This is a genomic window from Oceanidesulfovibrio marinus (genome assembly GCF_013085545.1).
GTDB classification, from domain to species: domain Bacteria; phylum Desulfobacterota; class Desulfovibrionia; order Desulfovibrionales; family Desulfovibrionaceae; genus Oceanidesulfovibrio; species Oceanidesulfovibrio marinus.
On sequence record NZ_CP039543.1, the window covers coordinates 613,822 to 631,109 of the forward strand.

General features: G+C 64.4%; 12 protein-coding genes. 2 read left to right on the forward strand and 10 right to left on the reverse strand.

Annotated elements, in window-relative coordinates; genetic code table 11:
• Nucleotides 1–89: 89 nt before the first annotated feature.
• The 3 genes from E8L03_RS02800 to E8L03_RS02810 form a co-directional block, all read right to left on the reverse strand.
• Nucleotides 90–1,655, reverse strand: coding sequence for an ABC transporter substrate-binding protein (locus E8L03_RS02800; protein ID WP_171266499.1), 1,566 nt, complete (start codon nt 1,653–1,655; stop codon nt 90–92).
• Nucleotides 1,656–1,741: 86 nt separating this feature from the next.
• Nucleotides 1,742–2,842: a C45 family autoproteolytic acyltransferase/hydrolase gene (locus E8L03_RS02805; protein ID WP_171266500.1), complete on the reverse strand. Its 1,101-nt coding sequence runs from the start codon at nt 2,840–2,842 to the stop codon at nt 1,742–1,744.
• Nucleotides 2,843–2,864: 22 nt separating this feature from the next.
• Nucleotides 2,865–4,247 (reverse strand): glutamine synthetase family protein, encoded by a 1,383-nt coding sequence (locus E8L03_RS02810; RefSeq protein ID WP_144305640.1) that lies wholly within the window; start codon nt 4,245–4,247, stop codon nt 2,865–2,867.
• A 379-nt stretch (nt 4,248–4,626) separates the two neighbouring features.
• Here E8L03_RS02810 and E8L03_RS02815 point away from each other — a divergent pair, with 379 nt between their 5' ends.
• Complete coding sequence (locus E8L03_RS02815) at nt 4,627–6,516, forward strand: hybrid sensor histidine kinase/response regulator (RefSeq protein WP_144305641.1); 1,890 nt, start codon at nt 4,627–4,629, stop codon at nt 6,514–6,516.
• A gap of 27 nt (nt 6,517–6,543) precedes the next feature.
• On the forward strand, nt 6,544–7,941 hold the full coding sequence (locus tag E8L03_RS02820) for a sigma-54-dependent transcriptional regulator (protein WP_144305642.1): 1,398 nt from the start codon (nt 6,544–6,546) through the stop codon (nt 7,939–7,941).
• Nucleotides 7,942–8,037: 96 nt separating this feature from the next.
• Here E8L03_RS02820 and mscL read toward each other — a convergent pair whose 3' ends face one another.
• The 7 genes from mscL to E8L03_RS02855 all read right to left on the reverse strand — a co-directional run bounded on the left by mscL (nt 8,038) and on the right by E8L03_RS02855 (nt 17,273).
• Nucleotides 8,038–8,445: a large-conductance mechanosensitive channel protein MscL gene (gene mscL / locus E8L03_RS02825; protein ID WP_144305643.1), complete on the reverse strand. Its 408-nt coding sequence runs from the start codon at nt 8,443–8,445 to the stop codon at nt 8,038–8,040.
• Between the two features lie 201 nt (nt 8,446–8,646).
• Nucleotides 8,647–9,942 (reverse strand): (Fe-S)-binding protein, encoded by a 1,296-nt coding sequence (locus E8L03_RS02830; RefSeq protein ID WP_171266501.1) that lies wholly within the window; start codon nt 9,940–9,942, stop codon nt 8,647–8,649.
• Between the two features lie 38 nt (nt 9,943–9,980).
• Nucleotides 9,981–11,285 carry a (Fe-S)-binding protein gene (locus E8L03_RS02835; RefSeq protein WP_216367932.1) on the reverse strand — a complete coding sequence of 435 codons (1,305 nt, stop codon included), beginning with the start codon at nt 11,283–11,285 and terminating at the stop codon, nt 9,981–9,983.
• A 64-nt stretch (nt 11,286–11,349) separates the two neighbouring features.
• On the reverse strand, nt 11,350–12,300 hold the full coding sequence (locus E8L03_RS02840; RefSeq protein ID WP_144305646.1) for a universal stress protein: 951 nt from the start codon (nt 12,298–12,300) through the stop codon (nt 11,350–11,352).
• 38 nt (nt 12,301–12,338) lie between these two features.
• Complete coding sequence (locus E8L03_RS02845) at nt 12,339–13,262, reverse strand: CoB--CoM heterodisulfide reductase iron-sulfur subunit B family protein (protein WP_171266503.1); 924 nt, start codon at nt 13,260–13,262, stop codon at nt 12,339–12,341.
• Nucleotides 13,259–13,828 (reverse strand): 4Fe-4S dicluster domain-containing protein, encoded by a 570-nt coding sequence (locus tag E8L03_RS02850; protein ID WP_235896605.1) that lies wholly within the window; start codon nt 13,826–13,828, stop codon nt 13,259–13,261. Before E8L03_RS02850 ends, E8L03_RS02845 begins: the two co-directional genes overlap by 4 nt.
• Before the next feature lie 19 nt (nt 13,829–13,847).
• The gene (locus E8L03_RS02855; RefSeq protein WP_171266504.1) at nt 13,848–17,273 is read right to left on the reverse strand and encodes an FAD-dependent oxidoreductase; all 3,426 of its coding nucleotides are present in this window, start codon (nt 17,271–17,273) and stop codon (nt 13,848–13,850) included.
• Nucleotides 17,274–17,288: the final 15 nt, after the last annotated feature.

Genomic DNA, 17,288 nt, shown 5'->3' on the forward strand with positions numbered 1-17,288 from the left:
AAACGGGGGGCGGCCGGGAAAGGATCGCTCTCCCGGCCGGCGGACATATCCCCGTGTTTCAATCCTGGCAGAAGCGGCCTACCCCTGGATTACCATTGGTCGGCGCCGCTGGCCTTCTTGATGGGCTCGGCCAGGTTCTTGGCCAGGGCCAGCCAGGACTCCTTGACCTTGTCGCGACCGATGCGGCGGGTGATGCGCTCGAAGGAGTGGGCCGCGTCGTCCAGCGCTTCCTTGGGCTTCTTGGCGCCGGTCATGCAGGCGTGCACCTGTTTGTCCAGAGCGTCCTGATACTCGAATCCGCCGGGCAGGCAGAAGTCCGGCACGGTGTTGACCATGTTGTCGTACAGGGTCTGCAGGTACTCGGGCGAGTAGGTGTCGATGAGCCGCTGCGTAGGCGCCAGCATGTGGTTGATGCGGTATGGGTCGGAGTAGCCGCCCAGGTAGGGAATGGCGTCGGCCGAGATGGTCGGCGAGGTCATCCACTGGGCGTAGGCGTACGAGAGTTCCGGGTTGGCCGAGTACTTGGACACGGCGTAGCCGTAACCCCAGCAGAACAGGCCCGCGTACAGCAACTCGCCGTTGGGCAGGGTGTCGGCTGGCATGACCGTGGCGGCGATCTTGCCTGTGGTGGCCGGGCCGGTGGACGGGGCCTTGGAGTACTTGAAGCCGGAAGGCCAGACGATGTTCATGAAGCCTTCGCCGCGGCCGAATGCGTTGTAGTTGGAGGACCAGGTGAAGCTGAAGGCGTCCGGGTGCAGGAACTCGTTCATGGCCAGCATGTCTTCCAGCGCGGCCACGCCCTCGTCGGAGTTGAAAGTGGGGTTCACGTCCTGGTCGAAGTACAGCCTGCCCTTGGACACGAGGCGCTGCATGAACATCCACTTTACGTAGTAGGGCGAGCGGTACTCCAGGCTGCCGTAGAAGCCGTTGTCCGGATCGTGCATGAACTTGGCGAGGTTGTAGTACTCCTTCCAGGTGTTGGGCACGGCCAGCGGGTAGCCGTGCTTGTCCTCGAAGGCCTTCACCTTGTCCGGGTTCTCCAGGTAGTCCTTGCGGCAGAGCAGGGTGATCTGGTCGCCGTCGTTGAGCAGGCCGGCCACGCGTCCGTTGTAGAGCTGCGCGTGGTGGCTGGCCGGGAAGACAACGCCCCACTCCTCGTTGAAGATGTCGGGCTGGTGCTCTTCGGTCCAGTCGGTCAGGTCGTAGATCACGCCGGAGTCGATCCAGTCCGGGTAGGACATGGCCGTGGGCATCATCACGTCGTAGCGGCCGGTCTTGGCCACGGCTTCCTGCATGCCCTTGGTGTGCACGACCTCGTCCGGCTCCTCGATGAACTCCAGGTCGATGCCGAGCTCGTTCTTCCACTTGTCCACGTACGGCGTCATGTTGCCGATGGAGCCGGTGGGGATGAGCAGGGTGAGGGTTTTCTTCTCGGCCTTGGCTGCGGCTTTCTTGGCCAGCTCCCAGGCGCGCTCCTCGGAGCCCTGGATGGCGGCGAACGCCTTGGTCGCGCCCAGCGGGGAGAGGCTCACGGCGTTGGCCACCATGGCCGTCACGCCCAGAGCGGTCATCTTCTCGAGGAAGCCGCGGCGGTCCATGCCGCCTTTCTCAAACTTCTGCAAAACCTTTTTGATCTGCGTCTCTTTGGACTGCATAGCGTACCCCTTCTTGATGTTGCTGCAGTTATTCGAAATGTCCTTTGACCATCGTGAGTTCCGGATAGGTGCCGATTGATGCTCCGTTACAGCGTGTAGCGTTGGTATTCGTTCTCGCAGGGGTTGCCGGGGCACGCCTCGAACCAGCCGGCCTCGGGGTCCATGACCACCCCGAAGGAGGTGTGGAAGGCCGTGTTCTCGGACTCGCCGGGGAACCCGTGCGCGCAGATGCATCGCGGATGGTTGGTGTGGTTCCGGGTGAGCTCCTTGAGCATCTCCGGGGTGATGGCCCCGCGGTGTTTCTTGAGGAAGTTCGTGGCCACCTGCAGGCGGACCATGGTGCCGCCGTGGCTCAGCCAGTTGGCCGTTTCGAACCGGCGCATGGTCCGGCCCAGGTAGTGGTTGGTGTGGGCTATGGAGCCGTCGATCTCCAGGAGCTCGTACCAGGCGGCGGATGTCTCGGCGCAGAAGGCCACGTCCGAGCCGGCAAGCTGGTAGTTGAGGCCCGAGGCGCGGGGGGCGTAGATGATTGCGCCCAGGGCATCGCCAATACGCTGAGCCGCCAGGGCCTTGCGCATTATGAACGGATAGATCACGCCGGGCCGGGCGTCCGTGGCCACAACCTTGTTGATGACAGCGCCGATGCCGGCGGCGTTGATGCCGCACAGGCCCAGGATGCCGGCAAAGGTGAGGATGAGCTGGTCCGGGCCGTTGTCTTCCCGGATGCGCAGCACGCAGAGATACTTCTCGTAGTACTTCTCCATGTCGTAGGTCTGGCCGATGTAGGCGCGGCCGTCGGCCGTGGCCTCCGAGGTCACGTTGAACGTGGTGCAGCCCCACAGCGCATCCGGCAGGATGGAGCCGCCCAGACCGGGAGCGCGCAGGTCCTCCAGCTCCAGGAAGGTGTTGAGGTAGAGGATATCGTCAAAGGTGAGCATGGCGCCGTCGGCAATACCGCGCATCTCTTCCAGCAGGTCCGGGCTGTGCTTTTCCAGAAAGCCCAGGTTGCGCTTGCAGAAAGCGATGAGCGGATCGCGGCTGGCCTTGAGCCAGGCGTTGTTCTCCCTGTGCACGGCGGTCACGGTGTCCGCGAACTCGCGGATGCTCTGCCTCATCTTCGTGCCGAGGATGCAGCCGCGCTCGTAGGGCGTGCCGGCCAGGGTGATGACGGGAATGGCGTTGGGCATGGTCGTCTCCGTGGGACAGGGCTCAGATGAGCTCCATGTAGTAGTCCCACTCCCAGGGATCGACACGCTGGTTGAAGGCGATGGTGCCGTAGTCCTTGAACTGCGCCTTGGCCGTCTCCACCTCGAACTTCTTCACCGCCAGCACGAGCTTGATGAACTCCGGCTCCAGGATGGCGTGCAGATCGGTGTCCTTCTCGAACTCGTCGATGGCTTCCTCCAGGCTCTTGGGCAGGGCGGGCACGTCATCGCGGGTGTAGGCGATGTCTGTGACGGGCGCAGGCAGCTCCGGTTTGGACTTGATGCCTTCCAGGCCGGCGGCCAGGGTGCTGAGGGCCAGCAGATACGGGTTGGTGCCGCCGCAGGCCAGGCGGTTTTCAAAGTGTGTGGACTCGCCGCGGGTGCCCTTGAGCCGGATGCCCACGGTGCGGTTCTCCATGCCCCAGGTGGCGCTGTGCGGCGCAAAGGAGTTGATGCGGTAGCGCTTGTAGCAGTTGATGGTGGGCGCGGTGAAAACGGAGTTGGCCGCGGCGTGCTTGAGTATGCCGGCCAGGAAGTCGCGCGCCATGGGGGAAAGGCCGTACTCGGCGCTTGGATCGTTGAACACGTTCTTGCCGGTTTCGCGGTCGATGAGGCTGACGTGGAAGTGGGAGCCCGAGGCGCTGGAGTCGATGAACGGCTTGGTCATCCAGGTGGCGATGTAGCCGTGCTGCAGGGCGATTTCCTTGGCCCCCATCTTGAACAGGAAAGCGGTGTCGGCCGCCGGCAGGCCGTCTTTGTAGTAGAGGTTGAGCTCCTGCTGGCCGGGTCCGTGCTCGGAGTTCTGGGTAATGATGCGGATGCCGGCCTCTTTCATCTTGCGCATCAGGTCGTAGGTGAAGTCCATGTCGAAGTTGTTTTTCAGCGTTACGAAGATGGGCTGGCCGTTGTACACGGGCTCGCGCGTCTCCTTGTTCAGGACGTAGAACTCGAACTCGTAGCCGAGCCGGCAGATGAAGCCCATCTCGTAGAACTCGTCGATGATCTTCTTGAGCATCAGGCGGGGCGAGGCCATGGCCGGGGTGCCGTCGTACCAGTAGGGGTCGACGGTGACGTTGGCCGTGTTGGGCACCCAGGGCAGCACCGTGAAGGTGGAGAGGTCCGGCCGGGTGCAGTGGTCGGCAAAGGCCACCTCTTCGGCGTAGCCGGTGCCGGAGGGCACCATGGACTGGATGTCGAGGCCGAGGAGCCCGCCGTAGAAGTTGAGCCCGCAGTTCACGTAGTCGGCGAAGCAGTCCACGGGCACGGTCTTGCTCCTGGAGACGCCGTAGAGGTCGGCTTGCTCGAAGCGGACGAACTGGATGTCGTTCTCTTCGATTGTCTTTTTGATGCGGTCGATAGAGCAGGGTGCAGTCGGGTTCTCGGTCATCCGGGCTTCCTTTTTTGTTATTCACGTTCGAAAAAACAAGGACCTTTCGATGGTGGTTTGCTGATTTCGTCAAGTCGTATAGATCAAATTGCATGCCACGCTGGAGGGCCAAGGAGTTTTTCTATGAATATACAGTATGTTGATCGAACAGTCGGGAAGCGAGTAGGGCAGAAGGATATAGATGGAAAATACGCTAATTCTAGGATGTGAGAATTTCATTCTTAAGAATGATAATACAATGTTGTACCGATTTTTTGGTGAAAATACTATAAATCAAGGTATTTATATTAAGTGCTGTAGCCGTTGATTCTTCTTTGCGCATGGCGTATTGGTGGCTTCAAGAGCAAATGTAGAAAATTGTAAAACAAAGAAGGCCGCCATGGGCGACGCAGCTACCTGGAATCATTATGCGCGGCAGTGCCGCAACGGCCTGGCCGCCGTGGACGCGCAACGTCGTCTCGTTTTCGCCAACCCGGCCTTCTGCTCCTATGCCTTGCAGTCCGATGGTGTGCGCGAAGGCCGGCCCCTTTCCGAGCAGGCCCTGGACCATGCGCTGCTGGACGGTCTGGCCGCCGGGCTGAACACCATTGGCGAGGACGGCGCGGAGTTCGTTTGGGAGCATGGCGCAAGCGGCGACAGCCGCTCCTGCCTCTGCCGCATCCTGCCGCCGCCGAACGGAGACGGGCACGCCATTATCGAGATCACCGAGCTTCCGGACGAGGAGCGCGCCCGGCAAATACTGGCTGCCGAACGCACCGCCATGGAGCACATCGAGGCGCAGAAGGAGCGTGGGCGCCGGCTCATCCTGGACATCATCGAGGAGCTGCCGGTCTTCGTGTATATGCAGCGGCGGGACTACAACGTGGCCTACGCCAATCGGAAGACGCGCAACCTGTACGGCGAGCCCAACGGCCGGCTCTGCTACGAGATGTTCAGCGGCCGGGACTCTCCGTGCCCGTTCTGCCCCACCTTCAAGGTCTTCGAGACCAACAAGCCCGAGGAGTGGCAGTTCACCGACCTGGAGGGCCGTTCATTCCATATTTACGATTACCCATTCGAGGATGAGGACGGCGAGCCCCTGGTCATGGAGCTCGGCATGGACATCACCGAGCTCAAGCGCGTGGAGCAGGAGCTGGTCCAGGCGCAGAAGATGCGCGCCATCGGCGTGCTTGCCGGCGGCATTGCCCACGATCTCAACAACAATCTCCTGCCCATCATCTTCAATATCGACTACGAGCTCTCCAAGGCGCCGGAGGGCCAGGCCTCCGAGGCGCTGACCGAAGCCCTGAAAGCCGCCTACCGCGCCGCCGACCTGGTGGAACAGGTGCTGGACTACAGCCGCCAGCAGAACTTCTCCCGCTCGCCCTTGCAGCTCATCCCCCTGGCCACGGAGTACCTGGAGCTCTTCCAGCCCTCCCTGCCGTCCAGCGTACGGCTCTTCATGGACTTCTCCGCCAGGCAGGACTGCATTGTGGGCAACCCCTCCCAGGTGCAGCAGCTTTTGCTCAACCTCTGCCGCAACGCCGTGCAGGCCATGCCGGAGGGCGGCGATCTCGATATCTGCATTCGCAATCTGCGTGTGGACTCGCTCAAACACACGCCGCATCCGGGCCTCTCCCTGGGCGAGTACGTGGTGCTCACCGTCCGGGACACGGGCCACGGCATGGAGGCGGACAGGATCGAGCGGATTTTCGAGCCGTTCTATACGAGCAAGAAGGGCACCGGCGGCACGGGCATGGGGCTGGCCGTGGTCCACGCCATCGTCACCTCCAGCCGCGGCGTCATCCATGTGAACAGTACGCCTGGGGAAGGTACCGAGTTCACCGTGTACATCCCGGTGGCGCAGGAGCGGAAACCGCCGGTGGTGGCCGAGCCCAATGACTCCGGCGCAACGCGCGGCCGGCTGCTCATCGTGGATGACGACAGCAGGGCGCTGCAGGCCATGGCGCGCACCCTGGGCAACGCCGGGCTCGAGGTTTTCACGGCCGAGAGCGGCGAGGAAGGGCTGGAGCGGTTCATCAACGCCAGGCACCGCTTTTCCCTGGTGCTGGCGGACCACACCATGCCCGGCATGACCGGCGTCGACATGGCCAGCCGCATCCTGGCGCACGACCAGGACGCCAACGTGATCATCTGCACCGGGCACGTGGAGCCGGAGCTGGAGGAGCAGGCCCTGGCGGCAGGCATCCGGGAGTTTATCATGAAGCCCATGACGCCGCGGGCGCTGGTGGAAACCGTGAAGAAGTACTGCAGCCACGCGGCGCAGTAGCGACGACACTTTTGGCAGGGAACGGACATGTCCAAGGTTCTGGTCATCGACGACGACGAGTTCATCCGCAAAAGCCTGTATCGGCTTATTTCGGACATGGGCCACGACACCATGCTGGCCGAGAGTCTGGAGCACGGCATGAGCTGCGCCGAGCAGGGCGTGGACGTCATCTTCCTGGACCTCGACCTGCCGGACGGTCCGGGCCAGGACGCCATCGACAACCTCTGCGCCACCAACGGAAAGCCGGAGATCATCGTCATCACCGGCGTGGGCGACAACTACGGCGCCCAGGAGACGCTGGCCAACGGCGTGTGGGACTACATCCGCAAGCCGGCTTCGCCCAAGACCGTGTCCACCTCGCTCAAGAGCGCCCTCAAGTACCGGCAGGAAAGCTCCGGCCGACACGATCCGCAGGCGCGGCTGGATGCCTGCGGCATCATCGGCGAGGCCCCGGCCACCCAGCGTACCAAGCAGCACATCCTGCGCGCTGCCCAGAGCGAGGCGAGCGTGCTTATCCTGGGCGAGACAGGCGTAGGCAAGGAGCTGGCCGCCCACGCCGTGCACTCCATGAGCCGCCGGCGCGACAAGCCCTTCATGGTGGTGGATTGCTCCAACCTGTCTGAGTCATTGGTTGAAAGCATTCTGTATGGCCACAGGAAGGGATCGTTCACCGGCGCGCACGCCGACCGCCGGGGGTTGGTGGCCCAGGCCAACGGCGGCACCCTCTTTCTGGACGAAGTGGGCGAGCTGCCCATGAGCCTGCAGAAGTCCTTCCTCCGCGTGCTGCAAGAGCAGCGCTTCCGGCCCGTGGGATCGGCCACGGAGGAGACGAGCGATTTCCGGCTGGTGGCCGCCACCAACCGCGACCTGGAAAAGATGACGGAGCACGGCACCTTCCGCAGCGATCTTCTGTTCCGGCTGCGGACCATCGAGCTGAACATGCCGCCCCTGCGGGAGCGCGTGGCCGACATCGAGGTGCTGGCCCGGCATTTCCTGAGCGAGTCATGCAACCGTTACGCCGTGCCGCCAAAAACGCTGTCCCGGCAGCTGCTCAAGGTGCTCACCGGCTACGCCTGGCCCGGCAACGTCCGGGAGCTGGCCAATGTCATGGAGGCCGCGGTTATCGAGTCCGGCGCGGCCAACGTGGTCTACCCCAAGCACCTGCCCAGCCACATCCGACTGTCGTTTCTGGACAAACCCAAAAAGAAGCGCCAGCAGAATCCGGCGCAGGAGATGCCCCTGGGCGAGCTGATGCCGTACATGGAGTACAAGGTGCAGCGCGACCGGGCGTACTTCATGCGGCTCATGGAGGCGTGCAGCAACGACGTGTCCGAGGCCAGCCGCCTCTCCGGCCTCAGCGTGCCCAGCATCTATCGTCATCTGGGCATGGCGGGCATTCCCACGCCGAGCCGCCGTCGGCGGTGAGGGCTGGGCGGGACGGCCCGTTATCCCACAATCACCACCGCGCAATCGGGCCGGAGAGGGGCGCGGTCCGGCCCGGAACCTGGCTTCTGCCGGCTGTTACTCCGCCTGCTGCTTCAGCAGGTCGCGAATTTCCGTGAGCAGTTTTTCCTCGGCCGAAGGAGCCGGCGGCTCAGCAGGCGCAGCCTCCTCCTTACGGCGCAGGCTGTTGATTGCCTTGACCAGCAGGAAGACGGCAAAGGCGATGATTGTGAAGCTGACGATGGTCTGGATGAACGCGCCGTAGCCCAGGATCACGGGGTCCACGCCCTCGGAGCCTTTCTTGAGCACGATCTCGAACTCGGAGAAATCCACGCCGCCAATCAGCAGGCCGATGGGTGGCATGAGCACCTGGTCTACAAAGGATGAGACGATCTTGCCGAAGGCGGCGCCGACGACGATACCCACGGCGAGATCGACCACGTTGCCGCGCATGGCGAACTGCTTGAACTCCGAAAAGAATCCCATGACATACCTCCCTGGAGAATGGCGATAGAAGCGTTCCAGAGAATCTCATAACCGAAAACCCCTCGTTGTCATATAGAGGAGAATACTATTTTGCCGGCTGCTTGGAGAGGCGGTGATGCAGAAAAAGGAGCCGCGGACAATCGCCACGGCTCCTTGCAATGCCGTCAGAAAGCAGGACGGCAGGGCGCGTTTTCTGCGGTGCTACAGTCCCACCTCGGCCAGGTCCTCGCCCAGGTAGCCGCGCTCGTTCTCGCCCAGAATGCCCAGGGAGAGGCAGATGAGCGTCCAGAGGTGCACCACCGGGAAGTGCGCGCCGGAGAACTCGCTCAGGTCGTGGATCTGCGAGTGGCAGTTGTGGCACGGCGCTATGCAGTAATCGGCCTTGGTGGCCAGGATCTGCTTGAGCTTGGCGTCTCCATACTTGCGGCGCTGTTCCGAGAAGCCGGACTGGAGGTAGCCGCCCCCGCCGCCGCAGCAGTAGTTGTTGGAGCGGTTGGGCCACATGTCGATGAAGTTCTCCTCGCCCACCACGGACGTGACCACGAAGCGCAGGTCCTCGGCCACGGGATCGCCCAGGGATTTCCGGACGAGCTGGCAGGGGTCCTGCACCGTGAAGGTCACCCCCAGCTCTTTGTTCCAGTCGGAGCTCACGGGCAGCTTGCCCTCGCGAATCCACCTGGCGTAGAGGCGGATGATGGATTCCATCTCGAATGAATGCTCGATGTTGAACTTTTGCAGTCCGGCCCGGACTGCGTAGAACTCGTGCCCTCACTCCGTGTTGAGCCAGACCTTGCACCCCAGGTCCTCCACGGCCTGCGCCTTGTTGCGCACCACCTGCTCCCAGGCCGCGTCGTCCGCCGCGAACATGCAGTAGTTCTCCGCGGCCCAGCCTCTGGTGGAGTATGTCCAGTCCGCGCCCACCAGGTGCAGGATCTTCCACAGCGGCACCATCTCGTCCGGTTCGGTCACGGGCTCACGCGAGTTCTGATTCAGGAAGTAGTAGGCGCCTTTCTTGTCCACAGGGGCCTGCAGCTCTTCGAAGCCGGGTTGCGACTCCCGGACCTCTTCCAGGATGTCCTCGACCACGAACTTGAAGTCCTCGCTGGATGCACCCATGGCGCTGTTGCCGTCGGTGCGTAGGGCCTGGTCGCAGGAGCCGATGATGCCCTTGGGGCGCTCCTCGCGTGGCCACTGGGAGCGGCACCAGTAGATGAGCTGCGGGATGTTCACGCCCATGGGGCAGGCGTGCACGCAGCGCTGGCACATGGAGCACATCCAGACCCACGGCGTCTTCAGCGCGATGTCGTCCAGCCCGTAGGCGCAGAGCCGCAGGAACCTGCGCGGGTCCATGCCCTCCAGGCCGGAGGCCGGGCAGCCGTCCACGCATGTGCCGCAGGTCATGCACATGGAGAGGTTGCCGCCTTCCGGCAGCAGCTCGGCCACCTTGTCCATCAGCTCGGAGCTCGTGTCCGGCGTCAGCACGGCTTGGTCACTCATTGTTTCCTCCCCCGGGATGAACGCATCCCGCTGCACAGTCATTCGGGCAGGCCCACCTCGGCCAGCTCCGGCCCCAGGTAGGTCCGCTCGTTTTCGCCCAGCACGCCGAGGCTCAGGCAGAGGATGGTCCACAGGTTCACGGTGTGCCATCCGCCCTCGTAGTGCTCGGACAGCTCCTCGATCTGCGCGTGGCAGTTGTGGCACGGGGTAATCACATAGTCCGCGTGCGTGGCCAGTATCTGCCCGGCCTTGACCTTGCCGTAGGCCAGCCGCGCGTCCTTGTAGCCGGACTGCAGGAACCCGCCGCCACCGCCACAGCAGTAGTTGTTGGAGCGGTTGGGGAACATCTCCACGAAGTTCTGCTCACCCACGCAGGCCTTGGTCACGAAGCGCAGATCCTCGGCGAACGGGTTGCCCATGGACTTGCGCACGGCCATGCACGGGTCCTGCACGGTGAAGCGCAGGCCGAGGTCATCGTTCCAGGCCGAGCTGGGCTGGAGCGTGCCCTCGCGAATCCAGCGCGCGTACCAGCGCACGATGTGGTCGAACTCGATGTCCGTATCCAGGCCGAAGCGCTGCATGCCGGCCCAGATGGAGTAGAAGGAGTGGCCGCACTCGATGTTGATCCAGGAGGAGCAGCCCAGCTCCTGCACGCCCTGGAGCTGCTTTTCGAGGATCGCTTTCCAGTGGTCGTCCTCGGCCGCGAACATGCAGTAGTTCTCAGCGCCCCAGCCGTGGGTGCCGTAGGTCCAGTCCGCACCGGCCAGGTGCAGAATCTTCCACAGCGGCACCATCTCCTCGGGCTCCTTCACAGGCTCGCGGGAGTTCTGGTTCACGTAGAAGTACGCGCCGTGCTTGTCGATGGGGGCTTCCAGGTCCGCAAAGGCCGGCTGGGTCTCGCGCACCTCCTCCAGCACGTCCTCCACGGTAAAGCGGAAGTCCTCGCTGGAGATGCCCACGGCGCTGGCGCCTTCCGTGCGCAGGCCCTGATCGCAGGAGCCGATGATGCCCTTGGGCTTCTTTTCCCGCGGCCAGCGCGCGCGTATCTCGTACACGAGCATGGGGATGTTCACCTGCATGGGGCAGGCCTGCATGCAGCGGAAGCACATGGTGCACATCCAGACCCACGGCGTGGACAAGACCTCCTCGTCCTGACCAAAGGCGGCCAGCCGCAGGAACCTGCGCGGGTCCATGCCTTCCAGGCCGGAGGCCGGGCAGCCGTTCACGCAGGCGCCGCAGGTCATACACATGGACAGATTGCCGCCCTGGGGCAAGGCCGCGGCGGCCAGCTCCATGACCTCGGAGCGGTGCGCCGGCGTCAACGTTCGGGCGTGTTCCACCATGGCGTCCTCCATGGATGCTATGATTGTTGCGCTCCGGGGCAGGAACTCCGGAGCGCTTCATCACCTATGCGTCGGCAGGCGCTTCATGCTCTTCGGAGGTCACGGCGCCGGTCTGGTCGTACATCAGGCCGCAACGCATATCGAAGTGCTTGTTCACGCTCATGGTCGGGCAGGCCGAGTTCAGGGAGACCTGCGTGACCGTGGAACCGAGGAAGGCCTTCTCGGGGTCCGTCTCCTTGGAGTGGTGGGCCATGATGATGATATCGGCCTCCTTCATCCGCGCGAGCTTGAGGATCTCCATGGAGGGCTTGCCCTCCCAGCACTCGTACTCGCACTCCGCGATGCCGCGCAGGCGATGCTCATACTCCTCCTTGAGCCGCTTCTTGATATCGGTGATGCGCAGTTCGACCTCCTGCTGGTCGAGCTGCCCGCTGATCCCTTCGATATCCAGGGCGTGGAACATGGTGAGGGCGGACTTGTATTGCCGGGCCATCTGGCCGCCGTAGTTCACGGCGCAGTCGGCCTGGTCGGAGAAGTCCGTGGCTACCACCACGCGCAGGAAGTTGGTTTCGACGTCGCACAGCGGCCGGGACACGATCATCACCGGGCAGCGGGCCCGCTGGCTGACGCGTTCCAGGGTGCTGCCAGTCATGCCCCACATGCGGGAGCGGCGCTCGGCGTGCTCCTTGGTGTGCGGTCCCAGCACGATGAGATCGGAGTTCACCTTGCGCGCCGTACGCAGAAGCTCTGCGTGCGGCATGCCGGGCACCACCATGATCTCAAAGTGCTCCAGGTCCTGCAGCCGCGGTCCGTAGTACTCCTGGATCTGCTCACGGAGACGGCCGGTCTCGCCGCTGCCTTCGAGGTAGCGAATCTCGCCCCAGCCCTGGGCCGCGCCGGCCACATGGACCAGGTAGAGCTTGGCGTCGAAGCGCTTGGCGAACCCGACGGCCGCGTTCACGGCGCACTCGTCCACTCCGGAAGGCGTCACACCGACAACGATGTCCTTAAACATGGTACACCCCCTTGCTGAAAGGGTTTCGACATCGGGTCTCAGGCCTCCTCGACGACCGTTTCCTCGAGGGAACCTTGCGTGGCCCAGCCCTGGCGCATTCCGGCGCGGAAGCGTGGGGCCAGGCTCATGTTCTTGTTCAGCATCAGCTCATCTTCCGTACAGCCGAAGGCCAGCCCCATGAGCTGCGGCAGGTAGACCACGCTCACTGTCTCGCGGGGGCCGCCGTAGCCTGCAGCCTTGCTCTGGTAGGCCTCCAGGTTGATCTGGCACATGGGGCAGACCGTGACGACTGCATCTGCCTGGGACGCGCTGTCCAGTATCCGCGCTACCGAGGCAAGGGCCGCCTCCGGCTTGGTCACCATCAGGGACGCGCCGCAGCAACGCGCCTCGTCGTCCCAGGCCATGGGTTTGACGCCCAGTGCTTCGAGCACCAGGTGCATGGAGCGCGGCTGCCTGGGATCGTCGAACACCGGGTAGGGCCGCAGAATCTGGCAGCCGTAGTAGGCCGCCGCGGAAAAACCGCTCATGTCACGCTCCGTCCTGGCCGCGATGGCTCCGGTGCCCACGTCGTTGATCAGGATGTCCAGCAGGTGGCGCGGTTTGGCCCGGCCGGTGTAGCGCAGGTCCTCCACGGAAAGCGCCTCGTTGATCTGGGCCAGCAGCTTCTTGTCGTGGCGTGTGTCCTCCACAACGCGGAGCAGGTTGAGGTAGCAGGCGCTGCACGGCACGAGGATGTCGTCCACATCCATAAGCTGCTCCACCAGGGCGAGGTTCCGCGCCGGCAGCACGTAGGTCAGCAGCCGGCTCACGGACTCCACGGCGCTGGCCCCGCAACAGGTCCAGTCCGGAATCTCGGTGAGCTCCGCGTCCAGGACGTCCATCACCTGGCGGACGCTGCGGTCGTACTCCACCGCGCTCTCCAGGAGCGAGCAGCCGGGGTAGTAGGCGTAGTGGTGCGTCATGTCCGTTCCTCCATTTCGTCCACCTTGCGGAAGAGCAGCTCCAGCCTGCCGGCAAAGGCGCGGCTGGGCGGGTGGAGCTTGCCCTTGCCGAGCATCTTCATGCCGATGGGGGTGAACTCCAGGGCGCGCCTCGGGCTGGCCAGGGATGTGAGATAGCTCGACATCAGCGCAGTCTCCTGCACCCGGCCGTAGCGGCGGATATTGCCGGCAAAGGCGCGGTAGAAGGCGGATTTCCTGCGCGATGCGCGGTCGTGCTCCCCGGCCAGGCGCTTGAGCGCGGCCATGGCGCGCGTGGGCTCCACATCGCGCGGGCAGCGCAGCCAGCACGTGTAGCAGGAGGAGCACATCCAGAAGGTCCTGGACTCGAAAATGCGGTCCAGCTGGCCCAACTGCACCAGCCGCCAGAGCTGCCGCGGCGTGAGGTCCATGGCCTGGGCGTTGGGGCAGGAGGCCGTGCACGTGCCGCACTGCATGCAGCGCGAGAGCATTGCCTGGAGCTCACACAGCTCGCTGTCTTGCGGCAGCGGCGTGATGGTGAGGGCCTGGTGTTTCGTCATCTGGCGCATACCGTTCTCCTCAGGCCTGTCAGGCCGGTTCCTCCAGGGCGGCGTCGATCATGGAGAGCACGGGGCCGTCGTGGAATCCCGTGAGCACCGTGGCGCTGTTGGGACACACGGCGGCGCACGAGCCGCAGCCCTGGCAGAGGATTTCGTCCACCTCGATCCGCTCCAGGTCGAGATTCACGCTGCGCGCGCCGTACGGGCAGGCTGTGATGCAGCGCTGGCACAGGGAGCAGAGGCTGTGGCGCACCGTGGCCACCACGGTCTCCCGCGCGATCTTCTCGGCGCTGAGGATGCGTATGGCGCGCTGCGCCGCGGCCTGGGCCGAGACTATGGCCTCGCTCATGGAAGCCGGGGCCCGTCCCAGCCCGCACATGAAGATCCCCTGCTTGAGGAAGTCCACGGGCCGCCACTTGGAGTCGGCCTCCTGGTAGAAGCCGTTTTCATCGATGGCCACGCCGAAGATCTCCAGCAGGTCATCCACCTCGTTGGGCTCCACCCCGCTGGAGAGCACCAGCCTGTCGGGCCGGATCTGGATGGTCTCGCCCAGGATGGGGTCTTTGGCCGTGATCACCGGCGCGTCGTCTTCGAAGCCCACCTCGGGCTTGTGCGCCAGGGTGTAGGGAATGAAAATGGCCCCGGCCTTGCGCGCCTCGGTGTAGTAGTGCTCGCGGAAGCCGTAGCTCATGATGTCGCGGTAGAAGACGTAGATATCGAGGTCCGGGTTCTTGCGCTTGAGGGCCAGAATGTTCTTGAGCGCCTCGCCGCAGCAGACCCGGCTGCAGTAGTTGCGGTCTTCGTCGCGGGAGCGCCAGCATTGGATCATGGCCACGCTGTTCAGCCCCTTCACATCCAGGGTTCCGGTGGCGAGCTGCTCTTCGAGTTCGAGCTGGGAGAGCACGGACTTATGCACGCGGAACCCGTACTCGTAGACGCGGGACTCGTGCCCGCCCGTGGCCAGGATGGTCACGCCGTGGTCCACCACCAGGGTGCCCTCGTCAGAGGTGACGGCGCTTTGGAAGTGGCCGGCCGTGCCGCGGGAGAAGACCACCCGCGCGTCCGTGAGGACCTTGATCTTGGGATGCTTGCGCACCTGCTCGATGAGGTCCTCCATGTGCCGGCGGGGCTCGCCGCCGTCCAGGGTGTAGTGCAGCTTCATGGCCTGGCCGCCGAGCTCTTCCTCCTGCTCCACGAGCACGACCTCATAGCCCTGGTCGGCGATGGCCATGGCCGACGTCATGCCGGAGAGACCGCCGCCTACGATCAGGGCCCGGCGCGCCACGTTGACCGTGACGGGCGGGGGCACGGGGTCTGCCCCCAGCAGCCGGGCATGGGCCTGGGCCAGGGCGGAGTAGACCTGCTTGTTGCGCGAGGCCGTGCGTTCGCCGTTGCCGCCCATCACCGGGGTGTAGATGTCCACCACGTCCATCAGCGCCGGGTTGAGGCCGATGGCCCGGCCCAGCTCCCGCAGCCTGGGCACGTAGGCGTAGGGCAGGCACGCGCCGATGAGGATGCGGTTGGCCCTGGTCTCCGCGGCCATGTCCTGGATCTGCTGCCAGCCCTTCTCGGTGCAGGCTCCGTCCACGCAGGCCACGGTGTGCACAGCGGGCAGGGAGCGCACCTTGCGCTCCACGTCCTCCACATCCACGTTCTGTTCCAGGGTGGGGCAGGAGCTGCACAGGGCCACCAGGGAGCGCGCCGGCTCGCGAGAGACGTCCGGGTACTCGGTTTCGGGCTGGGGCTCCAGGCCGGTGAGCGCGTCGTAGATCTTGATGAGCCGCGAGGCACCCTGGGCCGCCGCGCCGGACTGGATGACCGACTCGGCGATGTCCTTGGGCCTACCGAATGCCCCGGCCGCGAACACGCCGAGCCGGCTGGTGCGCTCGGGCGTGAACTCCGGGCTCTCGCAGAAGCCGTAGGCGTTCACGTCGATGTCGGCCACCTCGGCCAGCTTGGCCATGTTCTTGGGTGGCACCGCGCCCGTGGCCAGCACCACCATGTCGAACTCCTCCTCGATCCGCTCGCCGGCGTCGTCGATGTAGCCGATGACCGGGTTGCCGGTTTCGGGCGAGGGGATGATGGTGTGCGGACGGGAGCGCACCAGGCGGACGCCGTCCTGCAACGCCTTGTTCTTGTAGCTCTCGAAGTTCTTTCCGAAGGTGCGCAGGTCCATGTAGAAGATGGTGGTCTCGGCCCCGTCGCCAATGGCCTTGCGGGCCAGCACGGCCTCCTTGAGCGAGAACATGCAGCAGATGGAGGAGCAGTAGTCCGCGCCGGTCTTCAGATCGCGGGAGCCTACGCACTGTATCCAGGCGATGCGTTTTGCGGGCTTTCCGTCACCTGGGCGGAACAGCTTGCCCTCGCTGGGGCCGGTCTTGGAGAGGATACGCTCGAACTCCACGGCTGTGACCACGCCGGGGATGACGCCGTAGCCCAGGGTGTCCGAGAACTTGCGCGGGTCGAAGCACTCGAACCCGCCGGCCAGGACCACTGCGCCCACGTCCAGCACGATGCGCTTGTCCGAGAGGATGCGCATGTAGAGCTTGTCCATCCACGGGACCAGGGTCCGCGGTTCCAACGGCTTGGCCAGCACCTCGCGGGCCCCCAGCTTGAGCAGCTCGTTCGCGCGTTCTTTGGACTCCTCGGAGGCCATCAGCACCACCGTGAGGTCGGGCCGCAGCTCCTTGGCGCGCAGCAGGATGCGCTCGGCGTCCATGTCCTTCATGTCCACGTCCAGGAGCATGAGGCGGAAGCGGTCGTCCTCTGCCAGCAAGTCCACGGCCTCGGCACCTGTGGTGACGCCGTGCAGCGGGAAGTTCTGCGCCTGGAGCCAGTCGGAGAGGAACTCGCCGGTGTTGGGGTCCGGGTCGGCGATGAGGATGTGGAAGTCCTTGCGTTCCTCGAACTTGAAGTCGATGGCTCCGGTGGGACAGGCTTCGTAGCACTGCCAGCAGCGCAAGCAGTTATCCAGGTCCACCACGTAGCGGTTGGGGATGTTGTGCGGCACCGGCAGGTATACGGCCGGCCGCTGGGTGAGCCCGGCATTGAACTCGTTGGGCACACGCACCGGGCAGACTTCGGAGCATTGGCCGCAGGACACGCACTTGTGCGGATCGACCAGGGTGGAGCGCTGCACGAGCTCTGCCGTGAAGCGGCCCGGCTCTCCATCCAGGGCAGTGAGCTCCGTGGAGAGGTAGAGATCGATGTTGTCGTGGAACAGCCCCTTGCGCAGGCAGTATTGGCTGGCCGAGTCCCGCGCCATCAGCGGCAGCATCTTGCACATGCCGCAGTGGTCGTTGGGGAACTGGTGGTCGAGCTGGGCCAGGATGCCGCCGTGGTGGGGCCGCTGGTCGATGAGCGCCACCCTGTGGCCCGTGACCGCCAGGTCCAGGGCTGCGCGGATGCCGCCGATGCCGGCTCCGACCACTAGCGCCGCGTAATTCTTCTTCATGGCTTCTCTCCGCTG